Here is a 23,328-nt window from a genome sequence, read left to right as displayed (position 1 = left end):
CTTCTTTTTTTTATCTCGCTTTATCTTCTACCACGATTTTATCATCTGTGAACGGGTGGATGAAAGACATTCGGAAGGCGTGCAGGTGATAGGCGCCGTCCTGTGTCGGCGGTCCGCCGTATAATTCGTCGCCGATGATCGGATGACCGATATGAGAAAGGTGGGTACGGATCTGATGCGTCCGGCCAGTTTCAAGTGACAGCTGCAAAAGCGATTTGCCTTCCATATGGCGCAGCAATTTATAATGCGTGACAGCGCTTTGACCAGTGGGTGAAACCATGCGGCGTGTTGGATGATGGCGGTCGCGGCCGATGGCGAAATCGATGGTGCCGGATTTATTGTGCACTTTGCCTTTGACGACAGCCTCGTAATCCCGAACTAATTGTTTCTGCTCCAGCATGCGGTCCAGGATGTTTTTCGCTACCGGATGCTTTGCTACCATCAACAGTCCTGAAGTGCCCTGGTCGAGCCGGTGTACGTGCTCACCGTAAGAACCTCCACCGCGGATGATGTGGCCGATGATGGCATTGATGAAGGTGTCATTTTGCCCGACTTCATTGGGATGTGTGTTCATGCCTTTCGGTTTTTGTGCAATCAAAAAATGTTCATCTTCGAAGAGCACCGGTAATTCGATGTCGTGGTTTGATTCATAAGGCGAATCCGCTTTCGGCAAATCAAATTGCAGGACCGTTCCTTTTGAAAGCGGTTCTTTCCAGACGACTTCCTGGAATTTATCGTTCTTAACGGATTTAGCCATACGCAGTTCATGGACAACTTTCTTGCCGAGGCCCCATTCGGTGCGCAGCAATTCTTCGACGGTCATGCCGTCATCTTTGATTTCGTAATTCCAGCTCATTTCGTTTCCTCCATAAAAAAAGAGCATGCGCAGTGCACATTGCTCTCTTGTCAGTTATTTTTTAACGACTTCTGTGAAAAATTCCTCGATATTCTCTTTTGGCTGCGATCCGACCCAGCGTGAAACTTCTTCGCCGTTTTCATAATGGACAAGTGTCGGTGTCGCTTCGATGAAATAATCCGTCCAGCCCTGTTCATACTCTAACAGATTGTATTGCAGGACGTCCACATCCATATCTTCCGCGACCGGCATCAAAATTGGCGTCGTGTTCTGGCAATGCACGCAAGTCGGGCTGAAGAAATAAACCGTAGTGGGCTCGCCGCTTTCAATCTGTTCAGCTACTTCATCCGGCAAAGCGATGTTCTGATAATTTTCATCATCCAGCTGGTCGATGGTTGCAGGGTCCAGATCATCTGTATCGTACGGGTTATTTGCCAGTTTCTCATTTTGGGACATTTGTGTAAGAACAATGATCAAAGCGAAAATGGCGAGGACAACACCGCCGATGATAAGCATTTTTTTCAATTTAGTTTTCCTCCTTGATTGTTTTCAGCAAATAAATACTCATTCCGGCAATTAAAATGAAAGCGATAAGCGCTAAAAATGGAATGGTGATAAAGCCGAAATAATTGATATACTGGCCTGTACACGGAACCTGTCCGCATGAAGGGGCGGACTCGGAAAGAAAGGCCAATTTCTGAATTCCGTAATGATAAAGGGAAATCATGCCCCCGATTCCTGAGATGATCAGCGAAGTTAGGGCGATTTTGGCATTCTTCTGGAAATAAGCCACACCGACAACGATGACCAGCGGATACATGAAGATACGCTGGATCCAGCAAAGTTCACATGGAACATAGCCGCGGACCTCAGAAAAATAGAGGGAGCCGGCAGTGGCTATCAAAGCTGTCGCCCAGATGCCAAGCAAAAGATTTTCTTGGATTTTCGTCATATGGCAGGTCCTCTCTTGTTAAATAGCTACTATAGAATTATAATTCTTTAGCTGGGGCAAGTAAAATAATATTAACCTCTGTGTATATCCGATATAATAAGATGTGATACTTTTGTGAAGGAGTGGCTAAAGTGGCAGAACAATTCGATTTATCCCATTTTGAAAAGAGCATGATCATCCGTGAGATGAGCTATGCTGATATAAATGCCATTCTAGAGATGCAGCGTTTATGTTTCCCGGGCATGGAACCTTGGGAAGAAGAGCAGTTAAGAAGCCATTTGGGCGTATTCCCGCAAGGCCAGCTGGTCGCGGAACTGGATGGCAAAGTGATTGGTTCCTGCTCAAGTCTTCTGATAAATTTTGATGAATACGACGACCGTCATACCTGGGACGATGTGACAGATGGCGGTTACATTACGAACCATAACCAGGACGGCTACAATATGTACGGCATCGAAGTGATGGTGCATCCCGAATACCGTCGCATGCAGGTCGGCCAGCGGCTTTACGAAGCCCGCAAAGAGTTGGCGCGTGAGCTGAACCTGAAATCGATCATCATCGGCGGACGGATTCCGAATTATCACAAACATGCAGACGAAATGTCGCCGCGTGAATATGTGGATGCGGTATCCCGCCATAAAATTTATGACCCTGTACTTACTTTCCAATTAATGAACGGTTTCCAGTTGATGCGCATCAATCCGAATTACCTTCGGGATGACAAGGCTTCTGGAAAATACGCGACATTGATGGAATGGAATAACGTGGATTACAAACCGGTATCAAAACGGCATTTCAAGACGAGTCTGCCGGTCCGTATTTGTGTTGTGCAATATCTGATGCGTGCCATTGAATCATTCGATGACTTGGCGAGCCAGGTGGAATACTTTGTCGATGTGGCATCCGATGCCCATTCCGATTTCGTCGTATTTCCAGAAATATTCACGACTCAGCTGATGTCGTTCCTGAACGAACCGTCACCGAGCCAGGCAGTGCGTAAACTGACCGAATATACGCCTCAGTATATCGAACTCTTCACCGATCTCGCGGTCCGTTATAACGTCAATATAATCGGCGGTTCCCATTTCGTGAAAGAGGAAGATGATGAAATCTATAATATCGCATATCTGTTCCGTCGCGATGGTTCCATCGACAAGCAGTACAAAATCCACATTACACCAAATGAGCGGAAGTGGTGGGGGATTTCTGCAGGAGATTCAGTCCGCGTATTCGATACGGATTGCGGGAAAATCGCCATCCAGATCTGTTATGATATCGAATTCCCTGAACTTGCGCGCATCGCGACAGATATGGGAGCGAATATCATCTTCTCCCCATTCTGTACGGAAGACCGTCAAGGTTATCTTCGTGTACGCTACTGCGCACAGGCGCGTGCTGTGGAAAACCAGATCTACACCGTCATTTCGGGAACGGTCGGCAACTTGCCGCAAACTGAAAATATGGACATCCAATACGCGCAATCCGGAATTTTTGCTCCATCGGATTTCGAATTTGCGCGCGATGGCATCGTTGGGGAAACAAATGCCAATCTTGAAATGGTCCTGATCGGGGATGTCGACTTGGAAATTCTTCGCCGCCAGCGCCAGAACGGTACCGTCAAACAATTGAAGGACCGGAGACATGATGTCTACCGCGTCGAGTACAAGAAAGATTAAATTCAGCCAAAAAATGAAATTCCCGGACCGCTTCCTGATGGAGGCGGTTTTTTTTCTTCATTTTTGGTAAACTGGAAATAGATTAAATATGTTGTACGTATTATGGATGGAGGGATCTTTATGAATTGGAAGGAACGGATCAAACGCTGGCTGGATTACGAAGGACTGGATGAAGATACGAGAAAATCGCTGGACCTGCTTCAGGAAGATGAAAAAATGGCGGAAGACGCATTCTATCAGGATCTCACTTTCGGCACAGGCGGAATGCGAGGGGAAATCGGGCCCGGCACAAACCGCATGAATGTTTACACAGTACGCAAGGCATCACAGGGGATAGCGGATTACATAAAGTCAAATGGAGCCGAAGCGATGGCAAGGGGAGTTGCCATCGCTTACGACAGCCGTCGCATGTCTCCGGAATTTGCGGAAGAAGCTGCCAGAACTTTTGCTTCAAACGGAATCCACACATATTTATATAATGGTACACGCACAACGCCGCAACTTTCTTTCAGCGTCCGTTACTTGCACGCGTTTATGGGTGTGGTCATCACGGCCAGCCATAATCCGCCTGAGTACAATGGCTATAAAGTTTACGGGGAAGACGGCGCCCAACTGAATTTGGAAGATGCGGACCGTGTCATTGACTTCGTCAGCCAGGTAGAAGATGAATTGACAATTGTTAATGAAAACTATGATCCGGAATTATTGGTTACAGTGGGGGATACTCTCGATCAGGCTTATCTGGCAAATGCTTTGACTGTCCGCGAGCAGCAAGCAGCTTCGCCGATTCAGGCTGTATTTACACCGCTTCACGGTGCATCGGGTGCAACGGTGCAGCAATTGCTCCAAAAAGCAGGCTACACAGACGTCACTTACGTTGCTGAACAGATGGAACCGGACGGCGAGTTTCCGACTGTATCTTCACCGAATCCTGAAGAAGCGGGCGCTTTTGAATTAGCGAAGCAATACGGCAAAGAAGCCGGTGCCGAATTACTTGTCGCAGTCGATCCTGATGGAGATCGCGTCGGTATTGCGGTGACAAACGGGGAACATTACGAATTGCTGTCCGGCAATCAAACAGGGGCCATCCTGATTGAATATTTATTGAGCCAGAAAAAAGCAAAAGGTGAACTTCCTGGCAACGGCCGTATTTTCAAAACGATCGTTACTTCTGAGTTCGGCCGCGCGGTGGGGGATTCATACGGAGTCAAAACCACTGATGTCCTGACCGGCTTCAAATTCATCGGTGAAAAGCTGAGAGAAAATGACAGCACAGGAGAATTCGAGTTTTTATTTGGCTATGAAGAAAGTTATGGTTACCTGATCCGCGATTTTGCACGCGATAAAGATGCAGTGCAATCGGTGCTGCTTCTCGTTGAAGCGGCTGCGTATTATAAGACGCAAGGGAAAACCCTGCACGAGGTGCTGGTCGAGTTATACAATCGCCATGGCTGGTACCGGGAAGCGCTGGTATCGGTGACGAAAAAAGGCGCGGACGGTGCACGGGAAATACAATCGTTATTGGATGGCATGCGTCAGAACCCATTGCAGTCCATAGCCGGAATCGCTGTGACTTCCATAGAAGATTACGAAACACAGAATCGGATCTTCACCGACTTGGATAAGAGCGAAAAAATCGAATTGCCGCAGGCCAATGTGCTGAAATATTTCCTCGAAGACGGCTCCTGGGTATGCCTTCGCCCAAGCGGAACGGAACCGAAAGTGAAATTCTATTTCAGTGTTAAAGGAAATACGGAACAGGAAAGCGATGAAAAGCTGGAATTGATCAAGGAATCTTTTCTTGATGCAGTGAATAACAGATAAAGAGAAACTTCATTCAGTGGGGACGCTTCATCCCCACTGAATGTTAGTTGATCCAAACGGGTTTATACGGTCAGTTGATCTCACGCTTTGGAAAAGCGTAAGATCAACTGACCGTTAATACGGGATAAATGGAAGGCTCCCTTGTGAAAGGGGGCTTTTCTCATTCGAAAGTATGAAGCGCAACCAGGCTCAAAACAGGTATGGTTGGATTAACGGTGGTGAGGTGGAAATATGGAGCTGAGCGAGCATTCCAACGTAATTCTGCTGAAGGAAATTGCAGAATTGCTGAATGAGGAAACGGATATGGAACGGATGCTGACTGGGGCCATCCGGAAGCTTTTGGATGGTTCGAATTTTGAAACAGCCTGGATTTTCTTTATTGACGGGGAAGGGAAGCACAGGCTCATGGCGCAGGCGAATCTTCCTTCGGCACTGAAGGAAGATGATTGCCGCCACCTTCAAAAAGGCGGCTGCTGGTGTGTCAAAAGGTATCACGATGGAGATTTGGAGAAAGCTTCAAATATCATCGCCTGCCAGCGAATCGAGAATTCAATAGCGGAAAAGACTGGAGACCATGGCAACATAACGCATCATGCAACGGTGCCGCTGCAATCAGGTACAGAAAGGTTCGGCCTGCTGAATATTGCTGCACCAGATCGGGAGCGTTTTTCAGCGGATGAACTGGCGCTTTTGGAATCGGTGGCTTTTCAGATCGGCTCCGCGATTAAACGTATTGGCCTGACCCGGCAGGAGCAGGAGTTGGCGCTGGTGACTGAACGCAATAGGCTGGCCCGTGATCTGCATGATTCAGTCAATCAATTACTGTTTTCTGTAACACTTACCGCAAGAGGCGGCGTGGAGATGTCAGAGGAGCCGGCAATCCGGGAAACGTTCAGCGATATTCAGCACCTGACACAGGAAGCGCTGAATGAAATGCGTGCGCTGATTTGGCAATTGCGGCCTAAAGGACTCGAAAGCGGCTTGCTGGAAGGGATAAAAGGCTATGCTGAAATGCTGGGTCTTGAGCTGGAAACGAAAGTGAACGGCGTCATCCAGCTTCCTTCAAGAATTGAAGAGACTTTATTCCGCATTGCGCAGGAAGCATTGAATAATATCCGGAAACATGCGGGCACAGACCGGGGACAATTATTCCTGTCGGTGACCCAGACGGACGTGCTCCTTGTGTTAAAAGATGAAGGAAGAGGATTTGTGATGGATGAAAAGCTGTATATTCCATCGATCGGGATGCTTAGCATGAAAGAGCGGGCAAAATCCGAAGGCGGCACAGTGGAATGGTCCAGTGCAATGGATAAAGGGACGGAAATTCTTGTAAGAATTCCTTATTAAGAGAGGGGGATGGATTGATGAAGGTTTTAATAGCGGATGATCATCATGTAGTCCGGAGAGGGCTGCTGTTTTTTCTGAAAACCCAGAAAGATATTGAAGTGGTCGGTGAAGCGGTGAATGGCAAGGAAGCGGTCGAAATGGCTGAGAGACTCCGTCCAGATATTGTGTTGATGGATTTGGTGATGCCGGTCATGGACGGAATTCAGGCTACACGCAAAATAAAGGAAAAGCATCCTGGAATCATTGTGCTGATGCTGACCAGTTTTTCGGACCGTGACCACGTCGTGCCGGCGATCGAAGCGGGAGCGGCGGGCTATCAACTGAAAGATATCGAACCGGATGAGCTGGTGGAATCGTTGCGCAGTTTGATGAGAGGCGAAAATACGCTGCATCCGAAAGCGACTTCTGAATTGTTGAAAGGGCCGGCAGAACCAGCGCCGCATACCGTCAATTATTTGACGCCGCGGGAAAAAGAAGTGCTGGCGGAATTGACAAAAGGGAAAAGCAACCGGGAAATCGCGTCGGCGTTATATGTGACAGAAAAAACGGTGAAAACGCATATTTCAAATATCTTTACGAAGCTCGAGGTGCAGGACCGCACGCAGGCTGCTCTTTATGCAGTTAAGCATGGACTGACAGAAGCGGGGATGGAATAGAGTTTATAATACCGATATTCCGCAAAACAGCTCCGCTTTCCTGGGGGCTTGCACTGAGCTAACTCGGACTCGTTCCACTTCGCCCGAGTGGATCTCAGCACTTCGCTCGAAAGGGAGTTGTCAAGCCAACTCCCTTTCTAATCCCCTGGGAGTCTTCGCTGTTTTGCTCCATAACTAAGCAACACATTCTATAATAGGCAAATTATTAATTCATTAAAAAGTGTGTATGCTGATATAAGGATTCTGCTCAACATTAAAATAAAGCAGCAGGCGGCGAAAGGAAAAGATGTGCTCCTGCATCGCTGCGCTGCTTCGTCGCAAAGACTTGTCCTCGCCAGCTTTGGCCAATGTCTTTCCTGCTGGATTCAGAGCGAGTCCTAAGCCCCCGCAGGAGCATCGGTTTTCGTAGTGACTGAGGGAGCCTCAGGCAGCTCTCTGCGGAACGCGTCCGCCTAAAGCGGAATGATTTGAGAAGTAGATATAGTTTCTCGAGAGGAAAGAGGCAAGACGCATCAATGCGTCTTGCCTCTTTTCATTTCTATTCAGCGCTTTTTAACTGGACGTTTTCTTGAATCTTTCGTAATCTGCTTCCACTTCGAGCGCTCGGCTTTTTGTGCCGCCAGATCGCTTTTTCGCTCCATATGGGCAAGTTCGCGTTTGAGTTTTACATAGCTGCGGAAACGCTCAGGCTCAAGTTCACCTGTTTCAAGCGCTTCCCGGATGGCGCAGCCGGGTTCATTGCCGTGGGCGCAATCACGGAAACGGCAGGCGTCCGCCAAAGTTTCCACATCCGTAAATCCGGATTCCACGCCTTCAGAATAATCGCCGAGCTGGAATTCGCGCATTCCGGGTGTGTCGATCAGCAATCCGCCGCTTGGCAGCAGCACCATTTCACGGTGGGTTGTCGTGTGCCGTCCTTTGCTGTCGTCTTCCCGGATTTCCTGGACGGCCATCAATTCGGTGCCGGCGAGTGCATTGATCAGGGAAGATTTGCCGACGCCGGACGAACCGAGCAGCGCACCTGTCCTGGAACCGGCCAGTATATTCTGCAAATCAGAAATCCCTTCCAGAGTGACACTGGAGACGGTATGGACCGGTATTCCGAAAGCGACCGATTCCACTTCTTTCAAATAAGGTTCGATGTCGTCGCATTGATCCTTTTTGGTCAATACGATTACCGGATTAGCACCTGAATCCCAAGTGGCCAATAAATAACGTTCAAGCCGCCGGACATTAAAGTCGTGGTTCAGTGACATCACGAGGAACGCGTAGTCAACGTTGACCGCAATCGTCTGGATATCGGAAGTTTCACCTGCCGCTTTACGTGAGAAGCTGGAGATGCGGGGAAGGACTTGATGTATGATCCCTTTTTCTTCACCCGGCATCTGTTCGATAACGACCCAGTCACCGACAGAAGGGAATTCTGATTTCGCATGGCTGTGTCTGTATTTTCCGGATAGTGAGCTGAGCCATTCACCGTGATCTGTAACCACGCGGTAAAGATTTTTATGTTCCAGTACCACACGCCCCGGTACACCGTTTGTTTCAATTTTCTCTTGCCAGTTTTCATTCCAGCCGTACTTTTCAATAATTGTCAATTTAAGTTCCTCCAATTTTTATGCATAATAAAAAACCATGGATGCGTCTTGCAAATCGCAGTCCATGGTTCCCGGGCATAATGGAAGAAGCGTATCTTCAGCGATACACGGAGCGGGATACTATAGACTGGATTTGCTGTTTCGTTGCAATGAATAGAATAGCCATAATACCCCACCTCTTTCCTCAAGTTATCTTTAAGATACCGGATAATTCCGAAATGGTCAATAAGTTTTTTATTCATGATTCCAATTTTTAAGAGAATTCGGAAGAAGGGCTTTCAAAGCCTTGCATAGAATGTATAGAAAAGCTACCATTAAACTAATATTCTGAACATACCAACTGGTCAGTATAAAGAAAGGTGGAAGTTATTTTGGATTTTTCCTATTCTCAAAAAACTAAAGATTTGCAGAAGCGCTTGAACAATTTTATGGAAGTGCATGTCTATCCAAATGAAAAGGTTTTTGAACAGCAATTGAACGGACAGAACAACCGTTGGTCTCAAGTGCCGCCTGTGATGGAAGAGTTGAAGCAGAAAGCGAAAGAACAGGGGCTGTGGAATCTCTTTTTACCGGACAGTGAATACGGAGCAGGCCTCAGCAATCAGGAATATGCGCCTTTGTGTGAAATCATGGGCAGATCGCTGATTGGGCCGGAAGTCTTTAATTGCGGTGCGCCGGATACCGGCAATATGGAAGTATTGGTGCGTTACGGCACAGAAGAGCAGAAGAAGAGATGGCTCGAACCGCTGTTGAATGGTGACATTCGTTCGTGCTTTTCGATGACTGAACCGGCTGTGGCATCGAGTGACGCGACTAATATCTCTGCAACCATTATGAGAGATGGAGATGAATATATCGTCAACGGAAGAAAATGGTGGTCTTCAGGGGCTGGCGATCCTCGTTGCAAAATCGCCATCGTCATGGGGAAAAATGACCCGGATGCGCCGAAATATGAACAGCAATCCATGATTTTGGTGCCTTTGGATACACCAGGTGTAACGATCGAGCGCATGCTGCCGGTTTTCGGCTACGATCATGCGCCGCATGGCCATGCCGAAATCAATTTTGATAATGTCCGGGTTCCGGCTGGCAATATGATTTGGGGAGAAGGAAAAGGCTTTGCCATTGCGCAGGGAAGGCTGGGGCCAGGCAGAATCCACCATTGCATGAGGCTGATTGGTGCTGCCGAACGTGCGCTTGAGGAAATGTGCCGCAGAGTAGTCGAGCGTGCGCCATTTGGCAAGCCATTGGCAAATCAAGGCGTAATCCGGGAATGGATTGCAGACTCCCGGATTGATATCGAACAGGCACGGCTGTTGACATTGAAAGCGGCTTATATGATGGATACAGTCGGCAATAAGGAAGCAAAAGCTGAAATCGCGATGATAAAGGTCACTGCACCGAATATGGCCCTGCGCGTTATCGACCGGGCCATTCAGGCATTCGGGGCAGCGGGTGTCAGCGATGATTTCACACTGGCGGCGCAATGGGCGAATGCCCGGACACTTCGATTGGCGGACGGACCGGATGAAGTGCACAGAAGCCAGATTGCCAAATTGGAATTAAAAAAATATCTATAAGAAATGAGGGGGACCAATGGGGAATTTTACACAAGCAACGATTCCGGTCAGAAAAGGGGAAGAAATCGATCTGCAAAGACTTGAAGAATTTCTTCGTTCGTCAATTGAAGGACTGCCTGAAGGCGAACTTGAAATCCGCCAATTTGGCGCGGGCCATTCCAACTTAACTTATGCACTTAAAATTGGGGGATGGGAAGGGGTTCTCCGTAAACCGCCGCTTGGACCAGTGGCTCCGAAAGCGCACGATATGGAAAGGGAATTCAAAATTCTGCAATCGCTGGCGCCGATTTTTCCAGCAGCCCCGAAACCATTTGTATTTTCGGAAGAAACCTCTATAACAGGGAGTCCATTCTTCATCATGGAAAGACGTTATGGCGTTGTGCTGGATACCGAATTTCCGTCAGGAACTGAAGCGACTGCAGAACTTGGCAGGAAAATATCCGAGAAAATGGTGGATACACTGGTGGAGCTCCATGCCATCGATTATAAAAAAACGGCGCTAGCCGATATGGCGAAACCGGAAGGATTTATGGAACGGCAGGTCAGCGGGTGGATTGGCCGTTATGAACGTGCTAAAACAGATGATATTGAAGAGGTGGAAGAGTTGAAACAATGGATGCTGGCCAATATCCCGGAATCACAGGAGCCGACAATCATCCATTACGATTTTAAATTGAACAATGCGATGTTCAGTGAAGATTATACTGAAATAACGGGACTTTTTGATTGGGAAATGACAACTGTCGGCGACCCCCTGGCAGATTTGGGCGCGGCGATGAGCTACTGGATCCAAGCCGATGACCCGGAACTCCTGAAAAAGGGGATGGGTAAACCGCCTGTCACTGTCAATGAAGGATTTTACACACGTGAGGAATTTATTCGCAGCTATGCAGAGAAGAGCGGCCGGGACGTCACTCAAATTGATTTTTATCTGACGTTCGCTTATTTCAAGCTGGCGGTGATAGTCCAGCAGATTTATTTCAGGTATAAAAATGGCCAGACGCAGGATCCGCGCTTTGCGAATTTCGATCGATTCGTCAAGAGCCTGATCCGCTATGCGCTTGGAACAGCAACTAAATAGATTCAGGTATAGTGCTGGCCGGAATTTCCGGTCTTTTTTCTTTTCCAAATAGGTGATTTGGTGGAGAAAAAGGTGGATAGGAGCGGGTATGAAGAGAGAAAGGAGGCGGTATGATGGACGTCGATAAATATAGCCGGCAATTATTTACAGAAACATTTGTGGAAAATCCTTACCCCTATTATGCCCAGCTGCGAGCGGGGGATCCGGTTTATAAAACAAGGTTTCCTGATGGCCAGCAGGGTTGGCTGATTACTGGTTATGAGGAAGCGGTGGAAGCATTGAAAGAGCCGCGTTTCATCAAGGATTTCAGTAAACTCTATGGAGGCTCGATGGACGGAATGAGTGTCTTTACTCAGAATATGCTTTTTTCTGATCCGCCCGATCACCGCCGTCTCCGGGGCTTGGCACAAAAAGCGTTTACGCCGCGGGTAATTGAAGGAATGAAAGAACGAATTGAGGAAATAACCGATCAGCTTTTGGACGAAATGGAGCAGAAAAAGGAAATCAATTTGATTGATGATTTCGCTTTTCCATTGCCCATCATCGTCATTTGCGAAATTCTCGGTGTGCCATCGGAAGACCGCGATAAATTCCGGATCTGGTCAAATTCACTTATTGAAGGAAGCAGCGGTGAACCGGGAGTCAGTGTTTACCAGCATATGAATGATTTTATCCGTTATCTTGGCGAGTGGTTCAGCAGAACAAGGCTTGAGACGAAAGATGATCTGATCAGTAAACTCATAGAGGCGGAAGAAGAGGGAGACCGTTTGACGGAAAAGGAATTATACGGTCTTGTAACCTTATTGATCATCGCCGGGCACGAGACTACGGTCAATTTAATAGGCAATACATTTCTGAATTTATTGAAGCATCCGGAACAGAAAGAGCTGTTAAGAAAAAAACCGGAGCTGATTGGACAGGCAATCGAGGAATCATTGCGTTTCGATGGGCCTGTTGAATTCAGTACGTCCAGATGGGCGGGTGAAAATTTTCAGTTTGCAGGAAAAGAAATCAGCCGCGGGGAATTGGTGGTGGTTGCCTTGAATGCAGCGAACCGGGACCCTGATCAGTTCGATGATCCGGAAGTATTTGAGATCAGCCGGGAAAAAAGCCCGCACCTCGCATTTGGGACGGGAATCCATCATTGCCTTGGAGCGCCGCTTGCACGGCTCGAGGGAAAGATAGCTATCCGCAGGCTGCTGGATCGTTTTCCTGATTTGAAATTGCGTATACCAGAAAGCGAACTTAAATGGCGACAGGGAATGATTGTCCGGGGTGTAAAGGAAATTCCCGTCATGAAGAGACAATCATAGTTTGTTCGATTGGAAAGATGCTCCTTTAATCGGGAGCTTTTTTTATTTTTTATGGAAAGTGGGGTGTTATTGAAAAATGTTTAACGTGTTTGTTATAGGCGGTAACAGGGGAAATATTTATTAAAGGACGAATTGGGGGGACACTTATGAAAAATTTCACTTTTTGGATCAAGGAAAAGTTATGGGTGACTCCGGCCGTCTACAGTATTTTTGCTGTGGCGCTGTCAATCATCTTCTTTTATATCGATTTGTATTTAATCGAATCACTCAGCGAGTACATACCTTCGATTCTATTGACGAATGTCGACCTGGCAAAAACCATCATGGGGAATTTATCAGGTGCATTACTTACGATGACGACATTCACGTTTTCCACCATCCTCGTTGTGCTGACAATGTATTCCTCTCAATTTTCACCCAGAACGTTAAAGAATTTCGTACATGACCGGCTGACATGGAGAGTGCTTGGCGTCTTTCTTGGTGGATTCATCTACAATACTTTATCGTTGCTGTTCATGCGTGCGCACCTCTACAGTCACGATGTGATTTCCACATTTATCGGTATCGTGATCGCATTCTTCTGTTTGGCGACTTTTGCTTATTTCATTCATCATATATCCACTACTGTTCAAGTAGGAAAATTAGTGATTGATCTGATAGGCGACACTGAACGGGTTATAAAAAAATTCGAAGGATTATGGGAAAAGAGCAGCGATGAAGGAACAATTTGGAGGCCGGATGGCATCAAGCGGTCATTTGCTGCCGGCAAAGCAGGTTTTATAGGTTATATCTACTTCGAAGAACTTCTGGAATATGCTGAAAAAAATAATATGGAAGTGGAAGTTCTTGTATCTATAGGTGATTACATCCATGAAACAAAATCCATAGTGAATGTTTATATGGCTGATTCTGAAGAATTTCCAATCAATGAATATTTTATAATCGGAGAGGAACGGACTTCTGAACAGGATGTAGAGTTTGCTCTGCAAAAATTAGTGGAAATTTCGCTGCGGGCAATATCGCCAGGCATCAACGATCCGAATACAGCAAATGATATCGTGATCAGGCTTGGTAATCTGCTTGGGAAAATCGGCAGCCTTAAAACAGATGAAGTCGTACTGACTGACAAAAAGGGGAATGGCCGGATACTGTACCCTTATCCGAAGTTTAGAGAAATTCTGTATAAAGTCTATTACCAGTTCTCCTATTATGGAAAAGATGATATATCGGTGCTGGGCGCCTTGACGGATTCTTTGATAATCACGTCAGAGACAGTGCCTGAAAAGCATAAGAACGATTTATGGGATATTCAATTGTATATATTAGAAGGAGTTGCCGCAAAGGATTTAAAATCGATGGACAGGATATTTCTGCAGAAGAAAATTGATATTCTAGCTGAAAGAGTGAACAAGAGAGCAGTTAACCTGTTGGACATCAATGGAAATTAAACAGGGGGGAGGCTGAGTAGATGGATAACAGTCAGCTCTTTAATGGCATAGACGTACTGAAAGATTTATCCGTTAGGGAATTTTTTATGTTCTTTATTTACCTATCATTGATATTTGTCATCAAGCTGACAATTGAATGGGTTTTTAAATTCATACTGAAACATACCCGATATAGAGAAAGAGTTTTGCCGATGATTGAAGCGATCTTGAATTGGCTCGCTTTTTATAGCTCCATCATCCTTTTCCTGTTTTATTTTTGGAAGGAAAGCTGGCTGACATATGCATTTTATGAAACTGATGGCGTAGAGGTATCGGTATTTCTGATTGTTGTGGTCGTCATGATTGTGACATTTGCCAGCCGGATCATCAAGACTTTCAACCGGCATGTAATGCCGTTCATTTATGAACAATTCGATATAGATGTGGGTTTAAGTTTCACGATCAATCGGCTGATTTACTATACGGTCATGTTCCTGGCTCTGGCCTTGAGTTTCACGACTGTCGGCTTGGATCTCACAGCATTGGGCGTTGTCTTCAGTGTGCTCGGCATCGGTATCGGTTTCGGCGTCCGCAATATAGCAGCGAACTTCGTATCGGGTATCATCATCCTGTTTGAACGGCCCATGGAAGTGGGCGAAATGGTTGAAATAGACAAAAAGATCGGTAAAATTACGAGAATCAAGCTGAGGTCTACAGTGGTTGAAACATTGAAAGATGGAACAATGGTCGTTCCGAACCAATACTTCATTGAGCAGATCGTTAAAAATCGTTCCAGTGCCGAGTTGTTTGCAAGAGTGGAAGTCAGTGTGGCATATGGCAGCGACACGGCAAAGGTGGAAAAGCTCATTTTGGAAGCGGCAGAACAGGAAATTCCAGCGATGAAGGGTGTGCCGCTAAATCAACAGCCTGATGTCCGTTTTATCGGATTCCGCAATTCTGCGCTTGATTTCCAAGTGGAAGTGCATGTCGTCGACGTCCAGATGAAGGAACAGTTGGAAAGCAGGCTGAGACACGCTATCGCCAAATTGTTTTTTGATAATGATATTGAACTGGCGAAAGCAGATGCCCCCGCCAATGATTAAAGCCCCTTGCCGGTCAATGGCAAGGGGCTTTAAGTTCAGATTCATTCTTCTGTGATCCTTTCATGGACACCACCGGAAGCCTGGACGTTATTGATGATGCTGCCGCTCATTGTGAGGATTGCTCCTGCCGGCATGTCGATGACCGTTCCATTTTTTAAATGGAATGAAAATGAATCAATCTTTGTCATTCCATTTTCTTTGACAATACGTTCCTCCACTTTTTCAAAATCCGTCCAGCCATATTTCTCGGATGTGATGGATAATGGGGCATTATAAACAAACCCGTCGGAAGTTATGTAATAATAATCGGTCAAAGAAAAGCTCAGCGCAATAATCCCCGATACAAATAGAGCAAATGCAAACCCGTATTTCTTCAATCGCTGTTCCAGCATTGCTAATACGATCAATCCACCCGCCATAAGCGCAAGGCCGATGCCTCCGGTCAATAGCGACATGGAAGAAGTGCCGATGGCCAATGCATCTGGTGTGATGAACATGGTTTTAATTGGATAGAAGAAAGCCACGGGTGCAAATAAAGCGGAGATGAACAGTATAACCGCAAACGTAATATATACTATCCTCTTTTGATCAATGAAATCATACATTTTCTAATCCCCCTCTTGTACCGGATCGTCATAGTCAGAATAGTCCGGCTCTATATGTACGAGCACGACACAATTAGGTTTCGATTTTTTTACTTTTCTTTCAATTTCTTCCGTTATCCAGTGGCTTTCCGTTACATTCAACAAAGCATCGACTTCAATTGTCAGATCCACAAACATGACATTGCCATGATGGCGCCCTTTAAAATCACTTAATTTCCTGACACCCGGCACTTTACGGATAATGGCAGACAAGGTTTCAACTTCATCTTCATTGAAGGCATCTGTCAAAGTCATCACCGATTCCTTGAAAATATCCAAAGCGGTTTTAAGAATGATTAATCCGACTATAAAGGCGGTGATGACATCAATGACAGGTGCTCCCAAAATAGCGCCCAGGATTCCGATGCCGGCGCCAATACTAACCAGTGCATCCGAACGGTTGTCATATGCTGCGGCTTTTACAGCACTGCTGTTAATTTCGCGGCTCAACTTAAGATTGTATCGGTAGACGCCATACATGATGATGGCCGAAAATAATGCGATGCCAGCGGTATAGAGGGAAGGTTCAGTTTGTTCGCTGGGACTGAAAAGATTGCGTCCCGCTCCGAGCAATACCTGAAGCCCGATCACAGCCATTATGAACGAAGCGAGAAGGGAAGCGACAGTTTCGGCTCGGAGATGACCGTAATGATGATTCTCATCCGGTGGCTTCTGGGAGATCCGCAGTCCGACCAGTACTGCGACAGAAGCGATGATATCCGTCAGGTTGTTCAGGCCATCCGCTTTTAACGCTTCCGAAGATCCGGCGAATCCGAATACAAGCTTTATAGTGCTAAGGAACACATAAGCGCCAATACTCAGCCACGCGCCTTTTTCCCCTCGGCGTAAATTTGTATATAACTCCATAAAGTTTCCTTCCTCCAAACCTTTTTAACAAATTGAAAACGACCCTCACTTGAGAGTCGCTTTTGCTATTCTTCGTTTTCGGATTCTTCAATTTTGCGGACTTCCAGGTAAAGGATGTGATGTCCGTCAACTTCTTTGATCTGGAATTCATAACCCTGCTCAATGATTTTCTCACCTGGGATGGCATCGAAATTCATGCTCATCATCCAACCGCCGATGGTATCAATATCTTCTTCGTCTATTTCAATACCCAGTATATCATTTATGCTCTCAATGAGCATCTTGGCACTGAAGATATAATGGTCCTCGCCCATTTTTTGGACTTCAGGAACTTCCTCCAAATCAAATTCATCCTGGATATCGCCGACAATTTCTTCAATGATGTCTTCGATTGTGACGAGGCCGGCTGTTCCTCCGTATTCGTCGCGCAAAATCGCCATGTGGATCCGTTCACGCTGGATTTTCAGCAATAACTCGCTTAATGGCATCGAGTCAATCACCTGGATAACCGGCAGCACAAAATTTTCAACCGCTTTATCACCGTTCAGCGGATTTCGGATATAAGCCGTTAAAAGGTATTTCATATTTAGGACGCCGATGATGTGATCTCTGTCTCCATCGATTACAGGATAGCGGGTGAATTGTTCAATGCCGGCTTTTTCAAAGACTTCTTTCAATGTAAGATCTTTTTCAATGATTTTCATTTCTGTCCGCGGAACCATTATTTCTTTCGCGATGCGTTCATCGAATTCAAAAATCTTGTTGACGAAGGCATATTCGGAAGGATTGATTTCCCCTTTTTCCAGACTGTCCGCAAGGATGATTTTCAAATCTTCCTCGGTGTGGCCAATATCCGATTGAGAGACGTGGCTGACACCGAACAAGCCGGCTATCAGTCTTGTCGTCCTATGATAAAACCAGAGGAGTATGTACATCAGGTGATAGGCAACAATAAGCGGTTTGGCCGTAGCCAATGTTATTTGCTCAGCCTTGTGGATTGCGATTGTTTTCGGGACCAGCTCACCGGCAATCGTCAAAACTGTGAGGACGATAAAAAAAGCAATCAAAAAGGCTAGTACGCCGGCAATACTTTCCGCTATACCCAAGCTGGCTGTTAAAGGGGTGATAAAATCGATGACTGATGAATGGCCAAGCCATCCCAGCCCCAGAACAGAAATCATGATCCCAATCTGGCACGCGGACAAATAATCATCCACATTCGTAATGACCTTTTTTGCAGCCAGAGCTTTGGGATTGCCTTCTTCAATCATTTGATCAATTCGGCTGCTGCGGACTTTTACGATAGCGTATTCGCTTGCCGAGAAAAAAGCGGCCGCGATAATAAGCAGGATAAATAGCGTCAATTGTATGGCTATGTCCAAATAAGTCCTTTGTTCCAGTCAAATCAGGAGTGGAACAAAGTTTGCACCTCCCGCGGAGAAATATAAATTAATTCAATGATACGGGAAGAAAAATAAAAAAACAAATAATTCCGTCAATAAAATTTACAAGCTTGTAATTTAATTCATATAAGCAATCAGTTATGCTTAAAGCAACAGGATAAAAAAGGAGAGGCTCGAATGGCACAGAATAAGTATTTGGAAATTTTGAAAGCTTCGACAAAACTAGGGCTAACCTCATTTGGCGGACCGACTGCCCATCTTGGTTATTTCAGGGATGAATACGTAGAAAAACGGAAATGGCTGGACGATAAAGCGTATGCGGATATCGTCGCATTATGCCAATTTCTACCGGGACCCGCCAGTTCGCAGGTGGGCATATCCGTGGGGATGCTGAGAGGCGGAATTCTTGGAGGGTTCATCTCATGGTTCGGCTTTACTATGCCGTCTGTGCTGATTCTTGCTTTGTTTGCAATGTTCATTTCAGGAGCCGCATTTGATACAGGCTGGATACAGGGATTAAAAATTGTAGCGGTTGCGGTTGTTGCACACGCTTTGCTCGGTATGGGGAAATCATTGGTTCCGGATCGTCAGCGAGTGGCTATAGCGGTTTTATCAGCAGCCGCCATTTTATTGGTGCCGACAGCCTGGGCACAAATTGGTGTCATCATTATTGCCGGGATAATCGGCTTTTTGATATACAAAAATGATCAAGCACCCGAGGCAGTGAAGCTGGTACTCAGTTTCGGTAAAAAGACGGGTATTGCAGCATGGACGATCTTCGCTGGATTGCTGATTGGATTGCCATTGCTGCGTCCAGTCATCGAGTCCGGTTACTATGCGATTTTTGATATCTTTTACCGTGTCGGATCGATTGTTTTCGGAGGCGGGCATGTTGTCCTGCCGATGCTTGAACGGGAAGTAGTCCCTGGGTTCATGGACGCAGATACGTTTATTGCGGGGTACGGTGCTGCCCAAGCGGTTCCGGGCCCTCTATTTACTCTTTCAGCTTATCTCGGTCAATTGATGGGAAGTGGATGGGGCGTCGTGGTAGCGGTTTTCGCGATGTTTCTTCCTTCATTCCTACTGGTTATCGGGACACTGCCGTTTTGGAGCATTATCCGGACGAAATCTGGAGTCCAGGCCGCATTGAAAGGTGTGAATGCGGCAGTTGTGGGGATCCTGCTTGCGGCACTTTATGATCCTGTATTCACTTCAGCGATCAATGGTCCGGCTGACTTTGCCGTTGCGGTAATTGCATTTGCCATGTTAGTCTATTTTAAACTCGCCCCTTGGATCGTTGTTTTGATAACGGCTATTTTAGGTGCGGCAATGTATGCATTCCTATAGATGAAAGGAAGATGACAATGGTGACCGTCAAACAATTGGATGAGCAGGATTTGCTGAAAAATTTCAAAGATGAATTTTATATGGAAGACGGACAAATCTATATGGACGGAAATTCACTCGGCTTGATGTCGAAACGGGCAGAAGCAAAATTGCTGAGTTTGATGGACAGCTGGAAAAGTTTCGGGATCGATGGATGGACCGAAGGAGATAACCCGTGGTTTACACTGGCGGAGGATATGAGTTCCCGCATTGCTCCTTTTGTGGGTGCGAAAGCGAATGAAGTGATGGTGACAGGTTCCATCACCTCGAATATCCACCAGATGTTATCGACTCTTTTTCTACCGACAGCAGAAAGAGCGGTTATTCTTGTCGACGAACTGAATTTTCCATCTGATATTTATGCAGTGGAAAGCCATCTTCGTTTACGCGGCCTTGACCCCGAACAATACATGAGAAAGGTCAGAAGCCGAAACGGTTATACATTGGAACTGGAAGATATAATGGAACAACTTACAGAGGATGTTGCCATTGTGCTGCTGCCTTCTGTGCTTTACCGCAGCGGCCAATTATTGGCGATCAAGCAAATAACAGAAGCGGCACACGAAAAAGGGATTCTGGTTGGCTTCGATTTAGCGCACTCCATTGGAGCTTTGCCGCATGAGCTTCATGAAGATGATGTGGATTTTGCGGTCTGGTGCCATTATAAGTATATGAATTCAGGTCCTGGCGGAACAGGTGGACTTTATATTCACGAGCGGCACCATCATCTATTGCCTGGCAACGCAGGATGGTTCGGCTCAGACAAAACAAAGCAATTCGACATGGATCACCAATTCAGCAAAGCGGAAGGTGCAGGGGCCTATCAGATCGGTACGCCGAATATTTTCAGTATGGCGCCACTGCTTGGCAGCATTGAAATCTTTGAAGAAGCCGACATTGCCCTTGTACGTGATAAGTCTCTTCAACTGACTTCCTTGCTTCGTGACCGGCTTGCTGTGAATGTCCCGGAACTTGATGAAGTAACACCGCGGCCGGATGATGAACGCGGTGGGCATATTGCGCTGTCGCATCCTGAAGCTGCCAGAATCTGCAAAGCGCTGAAAGATGAAGGCGTCGTGCCGGATTTTCGTGCTCCGAATATTATTCGACTGGCGCCTGTCGCGTTATATACGTCGTTTGAAGATGTTGAACGCACCGTAATGATCCTGAAAAAAATCATGGCTGAAGAACTCTATAAGAATTACAGCAATGAAAGAAATGTGGTGGCGTAAATGAAAACAAAAGAGATTTTTGATATTTCCATGGAACTGAATACAAAAACCCCGGAATGGCCGGGAGACCGACCGTTCGAGTATTCGCTGTCAGTTACCAAAGAGCAGAGCGGTTCTGTCAATGTCGGACAATTCAAAACGAGCACACATATGGGCACTCATATCGACGCCCCGTTCCATTATGATGACAATGGTTTGACGATAGAGGAGATGCCGCTTGAGATATACTTAAGCACAGCACAGGTCATTGATGTGCAGGGATTGAAGGAGATCAGCAGCAACGATCTGCCTCAACCTGCTGAAGGGGTGACGACTGTTTTATTGAAATCGTGCAGGTGGGTAGACCGCACGAATTTTCCAGAATCTTGGCCAGTATTCGATGAATCGATTGCCGGTTGGATGAAGGAAAAAGGAATTCGTCTGCTTGGCGTTGACGTGCCATCTGTCGATCAGGAAACCAGTAAAGAGTTACCGATGCACCAGGCTATGAATATAAATGAAAGATATATTCTTGAAGGGATCGTGCTGGATAATATCGATGCAGGCGTCTATCAGTTAGCGGCATTGCCGTTGAAGATCAAAGGCGCTGAAGGAAGTCCGGTGCGAGCAGTTCTCTATAAATAAAAAATAAACCTTCACCTGATTATCGGGTGAAGGTTTTTACATATAGTCTGAACGGAAATAATTTTCCATATTTTTTATGTTCATGGCGATTTCATCACATATTTCCTGATACAGAGCCCATTGTTCTGTTTCATCCAATGACCGCAGTTCGGGATTGCGGATATCCCATCGCAGCAATTTTTGAGCGGGCAAATCTGCAGGTATATCATCTTGTTCCAACTCACCGTCATGCATCGCGATTATCAAATCCGCTCCGCTGACTTCATCGTGATTATAGGATCTCGGTTCAACCTCTGGCAGATCGAGAATGATTTCCTTCATGATTTCCATTGGAGTCTCGCTGATTGAAGGCTGACTCCAAGCGGCGCTCCGAATTTCCCAATCAGGAAGTCCGAGGCGATTTGCCCATATCTCAGCCATCAGTCCACGGTGCTGGTGTGAAGACAGAAAGTAGACAGTTTGCTTAGACATGGCTGTTCTCCTTCTTCCTTTGTTTCGAGTTTTCTATACTTAGTAATGTTTACCCATTTCGGTTTGAAGTAAACTAATATATTTGTGACAGAAATAGCACGAAAATATCATGTGGGTCAAAAATCTATAAAGCCCCATAATTCGGCGACCCAAGTGTTCATCAACCATTATTTAACTACAAGAACTGAACAGGATGCTTCTTTCAATAACTTCTTGCTGACCGATCCTACGAAGAACTTTTGCATACCTGATTTTCCGCTGTTGCCCACAACCAGCAAATCGATTTTTTGTTCATCAATGAAGGCAGGGATGGTCTTAGAAGCGTTTCCTTCCAAAGCCAGAACATTTGCTTCTATGTTTTTCTCATCCAATTGCTGCTGAATCGAATTATGCATATGCTTGGAAAATTCGGATGGCCGCTCCATAGGGTCTCTTGGTACACGGCTGCCGCCATTCTCACCAATTCCGTAAGGCATGAACTGGGCATAGGTGCTGTCGACATTCGAGGATGTGACAGGTGCCGAAGCATCTCCCGCACTCATGAAACCGATGCCTTCCTCAGTTTCTTCATTGACATAGATGATCGATAATTGAAGATCAGGAAAATCCTGTTTCAGTTCCAATGCTTTGTCAAAGGCCATTTTGCTGCCATCCGAACCATCGTATGCTACCGCCAATTTTTTATACATATGCTTTCACCCCGCTAAGTTTTACTCTTACTATGAAAGTACCCTCCTGGCTGACAATGAAAACATTCGTTTGCCAAGCCTTGACCGAAGCTTGCGAGGGCAAGTCTTTGCGACGAAGCCAGCGAAGCGATGCAGGAGCATGGGTTTGGAAAGCCCAGCTGTATTGCAGAACAATGATTATTAAAAATCATTAATTCAACTAATATAGATAATGAATATTCTATTTTTTAAAAATAATGTTGACAATTCAAAAAAGGCAGTGGTAGGCTTGAACTATCAAATTTGAAGGAATGGAGGTTTTGACGATGAAAAAAGTATTTGTAAACACTGAGTCCAATTTCATATCTATGTCAGGCCATCCTGTTTTTTGTCTTTGAATTTATTTCGTGACTAGAAGTTTCAGGACAGGTCTGAGCACCTGTCCATTTTCCTGAGCGCATGCCGAGAAAAATTGGCATGCGCTTTTTTATGGTTCCGAAACGTTTTTAACCAGCATTTGCTGTTTAAATAATAGGCACTGGGGAACAGTTGCCAAATAAAAAACAAAGGAGAATATAAAAATGGAAAAAATCCAACAAAGAAAAATTATGACGAAGGAA

21 protein-coding genes are annotated in these 23,328 nt (G+C 45.9%); 12 read left to right on the top strand and 9 right to left on the bottom strand.

The genetic code is table 11. The features are described 5' to 3' along the window. Positions 1–10: 10 nt before the first annotated feature. The 3 genes from D2910_RS13215 to D2910_RS13205 are packed head-to-tail and all read right to left on the bottom strand — an operon-like array spanning position 11 to position 1,808. Complete coding sequence (locus D2910_RS13215; RefSeq protein WP_117313776.1) at positions 11–856, bottom strand: RluA family pseudouridine synthase; 846 nt, start codon at positions 854–856, stop codon at positions 11–13. Between the two features lie 54 nt (positions 857–910). After that, positions 911–1,381, bottom strand: coding sequence for a thioredoxin family protein (locus tag D2910_RS13210; protein ID WP_084242614.1), 471 nt, complete (start codon positions 1,379–1,381; stop codon positions 911–913). A gap of 1 nt (position 1,382) precedes the next feature. Further along, complete coding sequence (locus tag D2910_RS13205) at positions 1,383–1,808, bottom strand: disulfide oxidoreductase (protein ID WP_084242613.1); 426 nt, start codon at positions 1,806–1,808, stop codon at positions 1,383–1,385. Positions 1,809–1,939: 131 nt separating this feature from the next. On the opposite strand from D2910_RS13205, the gene D2910_RS13200 reads away from it, so the two are divergent. From D2910_RS13200 to D2910_RS13185, 4 genes are all read left to right on the top strand, one after another. Next, entirely contained in the window at positions 1,940–3,484 is a 1,545-nt protein-coding gene (locus D2910_RS13200) for a carbon-nitrogen hydrolase family protein (RefSeq protein WP_084242612.1), read from the top strand. A gap of 120 nt (positions 3,485–3,604) precedes the next feature. Further along, on the top strand, positions 3,605–5,308 hold the full coding sequence (locus D2910_RS13195; protein ID WP_117313775.1) for a phospho-sugar mutase: 1,704 nt from the start codon (positions 3,605–3,607) through the stop codon (positions 5,306–5,308). A 231-nt stretch (positions 5,309–5,539) separates the two neighbouring features. After that, complete coding sequence (locus D2910_RS13190) at positions 5,540–6,655, top strand: GAF domain-containing sensor histidine kinase (protein ID WP_084242610.1); 1,116 nt, start codon at positions 5,540–5,542, stop codon at positions 6,653–6,655. Between the two features lie 14 nt (positions 6,656–6,669). Then, positions 6,670–7,311: a response regulator gene (locus tag D2910_RS13185; protein ID WP_084242609.1), complete on the top strand. Its 642-nt coding sequence runs from the start codon at positions 6,670–6,672 to the stop codon at positions 7,309–7,311. A 542-nt stretch (positions 7,312–7,853) separates the two neighbouring features. Here the strand turns inward: D2910_RS13185 and rsgA are convergent. Continuing rightward, positions 7,854–8,909: a ribosome small subunit-dependent GTPase A gene (gene rsgA, locus D2910_RS13180; RefSeq protein WP_084242608.1), complete on the bottom strand. Its 1,056-nt coding sequence runs from the start codon at positions 8,907–8,909 to the stop codon at positions 7,854–7,856. 371 nt (positions 8,910–9,280) lie between these two features. On the opposite strand from rsgA, the gene D2910_RS13175 reads away from it, so the two are divergent. The 5 genes from D2910_RS13175 to D2910_RS13155 all read left to right on the top strand — a co-directional run bounded on the left by D2910_RS13175 (position 9,281) and on the right by D2910_RS13155 (position 15,413). Next, a complete protein-coding gene (locus D2910_RS13175) occupies positions 9,281–10,489 on the top strand; it encodes an acyl-CoA dehydrogenase (protein WP_117313774.1) in 1,209 nt (402 codons plus the stop codon). Positions 10,490–10,505: 16 nt separating this feature from the next. Further along, the gene (locus D2910_RS13170) at positions 10,506–11,570 is read left to right on the top strand and encodes a phosphotransferase family protein (protein ID WP_117313773.1); all 1,065 of its coding nucleotides are present in this window, start codon (positions 10,506–10,508) and stop codon (positions 11,568–11,570) included. Between the two features lie 113 nt (positions 11,571–11,683). Beyond that, on the top strand, positions 11,684–12,883 hold the full coding sequence (locus D2910_RS13165) for a cytochrome P450 family protein (RefSeq protein WP_117313772.1): 1,200 nt from the start codon (positions 11,684–11,686) through the stop codon (positions 12,881–12,883). A gap of 146 nt (positions 12,884–13,029) precedes the next feature. Further along, entirely contained in the window at positions 13,030–14,331 is a 1,302-nt protein-coding gene (locus D2910_RS13160) for a DUF2254 domain-containing protein (protein WP_117313771.1), read from the top strand. A 20-nt stretch (positions 14,332–14,351) separates the two neighbouring features. Continuing rightward, the gene (locus tag D2910_RS13155; RefSeq protein WP_205854614.1) at positions 14,352–15,413 is read left to right on the top strand and encodes a mechanosensitive ion channel family protein; all 1,062 of its coding nucleotides are present in this window, start codon (positions 14,352–14,354) and stop codon (positions 15,411–15,413) included. 41 nt (positions 15,414–15,454) lie between these two features. Here D2910_RS13155 and D2910_RS13150 read toward each other — a convergent pair whose 3' ends face one another. From D2910_RS13150 to D2910_RS13140, 3 genes are all read right to left on the bottom strand, one after another. Then, positions 15,455–16,018, bottom strand: coding sequence for a hypothetical protein (locus D2910_RS13150; protein ID WP_117313770.1), 564 nt, complete (start codon positions 16,016–16,018; stop codon positions 15,455–15,457). A gap of 3 nt (positions 16,019–16,021) precedes the next feature. Beyond that, positions 16,022–16,924, bottom strand: a complete 903-nt coding sequence (locus tag D2910_RS13145; protein WP_101803247.1) for a cation diffusion facilitator family transporter — start codon at positions 16,922–16,924, stop codon at positions 16,022–16,024. Positions 16,925–16,989: 65 nt separating this feature from the next. Continuing rightward, positions 16,990–18,306: a hemolysin family protein gene (locus D2910_RS13140; RefSeq protein WP_205854613.1), complete on the bottom strand. Its 1,317-nt coding sequence runs from the start codon at positions 18,304–18,306 to the stop codon at positions 16,990–16,992. 198 nt (positions 18,307–18,504) lie between these two features. On the opposite strand from D2910_RS13140, the gene chrA reads away from it, so the two are divergent. Genes chrA through D2910_RS13125 form a run of 3 tightly spaced genes read left to right on the top strand, consistent with a single transcriptional unit; the run spans position 18,505 to position 21,569 of the window. Continuing rightward, a complete protein-coding gene (chrA, locus tag D2910_RS13135) occupies positions 18,505–19,674 on the top strand; it encodes a chromate efflux transporter (protein ID WP_101803248.1) in 1,170 nt (389 codons plus the stop codon). 17 nt (positions 19,675–19,691) lie between these two features. After that, entirely contained in the window at positions 19,692–20,945 is a 1,254-nt protein-coding gene (kynU, locus tag D2910_RS13130; RefSeq protein ID WP_117313769.1) for a kynureninase, read from the top strand. Further along, a complete protein-coding gene (locus D2910_RS13125) occupies positions 20,946–21,569 on the top strand; it encodes a cyclase family protein (RefSeq protein WP_117313768.1) in 624 nt (207 codons plus the stop codon). Between the two features lie 36 nt (positions 21,570–21,605). Here D2910_RS13125 and D2910_RS13120 read toward each other — a convergent pair whose 3' ends face one another. Together D2910_RS13120 and D2910_RS13115 are read right to left on the bottom strand one after the other, a co-directional pair. Further along, the gene (locus tag D2910_RS13120; protein WP_084242596.1) at positions 21,606–22,040 is read right to left on the bottom strand and encodes an arsenate-mycothiol transferase ArsC; all 435 of its coding nucleotides are present in this window, start codon (positions 22,038–22,040) and stop codon (positions 21,606–21,608) included. Between the two features lie 167 nt (positions 22,041–22,207). After that, the gene (locus tag D2910_RS13115) at positions 22,208–22,729 is read right to left on the bottom strand and encodes a universal stress protein (RefSeq protein WP_084242595.1); all 522 of its coding nucleotides are present in this window, start codon (positions 22,727–22,729) and stop codon (positions 22,208–22,210) included. Positions 22,730–23,328 lie beyond the last annotated feature (599 nt).

The sequence above is a fragment of the Planomicrobium okeanokoites genome (assembly GCF_003428875.1).
In the GTDB taxonomy this organism is placed as follows: domain Bacteria; phylum Bacillota; class Bacilli; order Bacillales_A; family Planococcaceae; genus Planococcus; species Planococcus okeanokoites.
This window is presented reverse-complemented; position numbering and strand designations above follow the sequence as displayed.

What these genes read in the sequence shown, in the direction of transcription:
- D2910_RS13160 (WP_117313771.1), top strand. Translation starts at nt 13,030, where the DNA reads ATGAAAAATTTCACTTTTTGGATCAAGGAAAAGTTATGGGTGACTCCG.
- D2910_RS13150 (WP_117313770.1), bottom strand. Translation starts at nt 16,018, where the DNA reads ATGTATGATTTCATTGATCAAAAGAGGATAGTATATATTACGTTTGCG.
- D2910_RS13215 (WP_117313776.1), bottom strand. Translation starts at nt 856, where the DNA reads ATGAGCTGGAATTACGAAATCAAAGATGACGGCATGACCGTCGAAGAA.
- D2910_RS13205 (WP_084242613.1), bottom strand. Translation starts at nt 1,808, where the DNA reads ATGACGAAAATCCAAGAAAATCTTTTGCTTGGCATCTGGGCGACAGCT.
- D2910_RS13120 (WP_084242596.1), bottom strand. Translation starts at nt 22,040, where the DNA reads ATGTCTAAGCAAACTGTCTACTTTCTGTCTTCACACCAGCACCGTGGA.
- D2910_RS13155 (WP_205854614.1), top strand. Translation starts at nt 14,352, where the DNA reads ATGGATAACAGTCAGCTCTTTAATGGCATAGACGTACTGAAAGATTTA.
- kynU (WP_117313769.1), top strand. Translation starts at nt 19,692, where the DNA reads ATGGTGACCGTCAAACAATTGGATGAGCAGGATTTGCTGAAAAATTTC.
- D2910_RS13195 (WP_117313775.1), top strand. Translation starts at nt 3,605, where the DNA reads ATGAATTGGAAGGAACGGATCAAACGCTGGCTGGATTACGAAGGACTG.
- D2910_RS13170 (WP_117313773.1), top strand. Translation starts at nt 10,506, where the DNA reads ATGGGGAATTTTACACAAGCAACGATTCCGGTCAGAAAAGGGGAAGAA.
- D2910_RS13125 (WP_117313768.1), top strand. Translation starts at nt 20,946, where the DNA reads ATGAAAACAAAAGAGATTTTTGATATTTCCATGGAACTGAATACAAAA.
- D2910_RS13145 (WP_101803247.1), bottom strand. Translation starts at nt 16,924, where the DNA reads ATGGAGTTATATACAAATTTACGCCGAGGGGAAAAAGGCGCGTGGCTG.
- D2910_RS13115 (WP_084242595.1), bottom strand. Translation starts at nt 22,729, where the DNA reads ATGTATAAAAAATTGGCGGTAGCATACGATGGTTCGGATGGCAGCAAA.
- D2910_RS13190 (WP_084242610.1), top strand. Translation starts at nt 5,540, where the DNA reads ATGGAGCTGAGCGAGCATTCCAACGTAATTCTGCTGAAGGAAATTGCA.
- D2910_RS13165 (WP_117313772.1), top strand. Translation starts at nt 11,684, where the DNA reads ATGGACGTCGATAAATATAGCCGGCAATTATTTACAGAAACATTTGTG.
- chrA (WP_101803248.1), top strand. Translation starts at nt 18,505, where the DNA reads ATGGCACAGAATAAGTATTTGGAAATTTTGAAAGCTTCGACAAAACTA.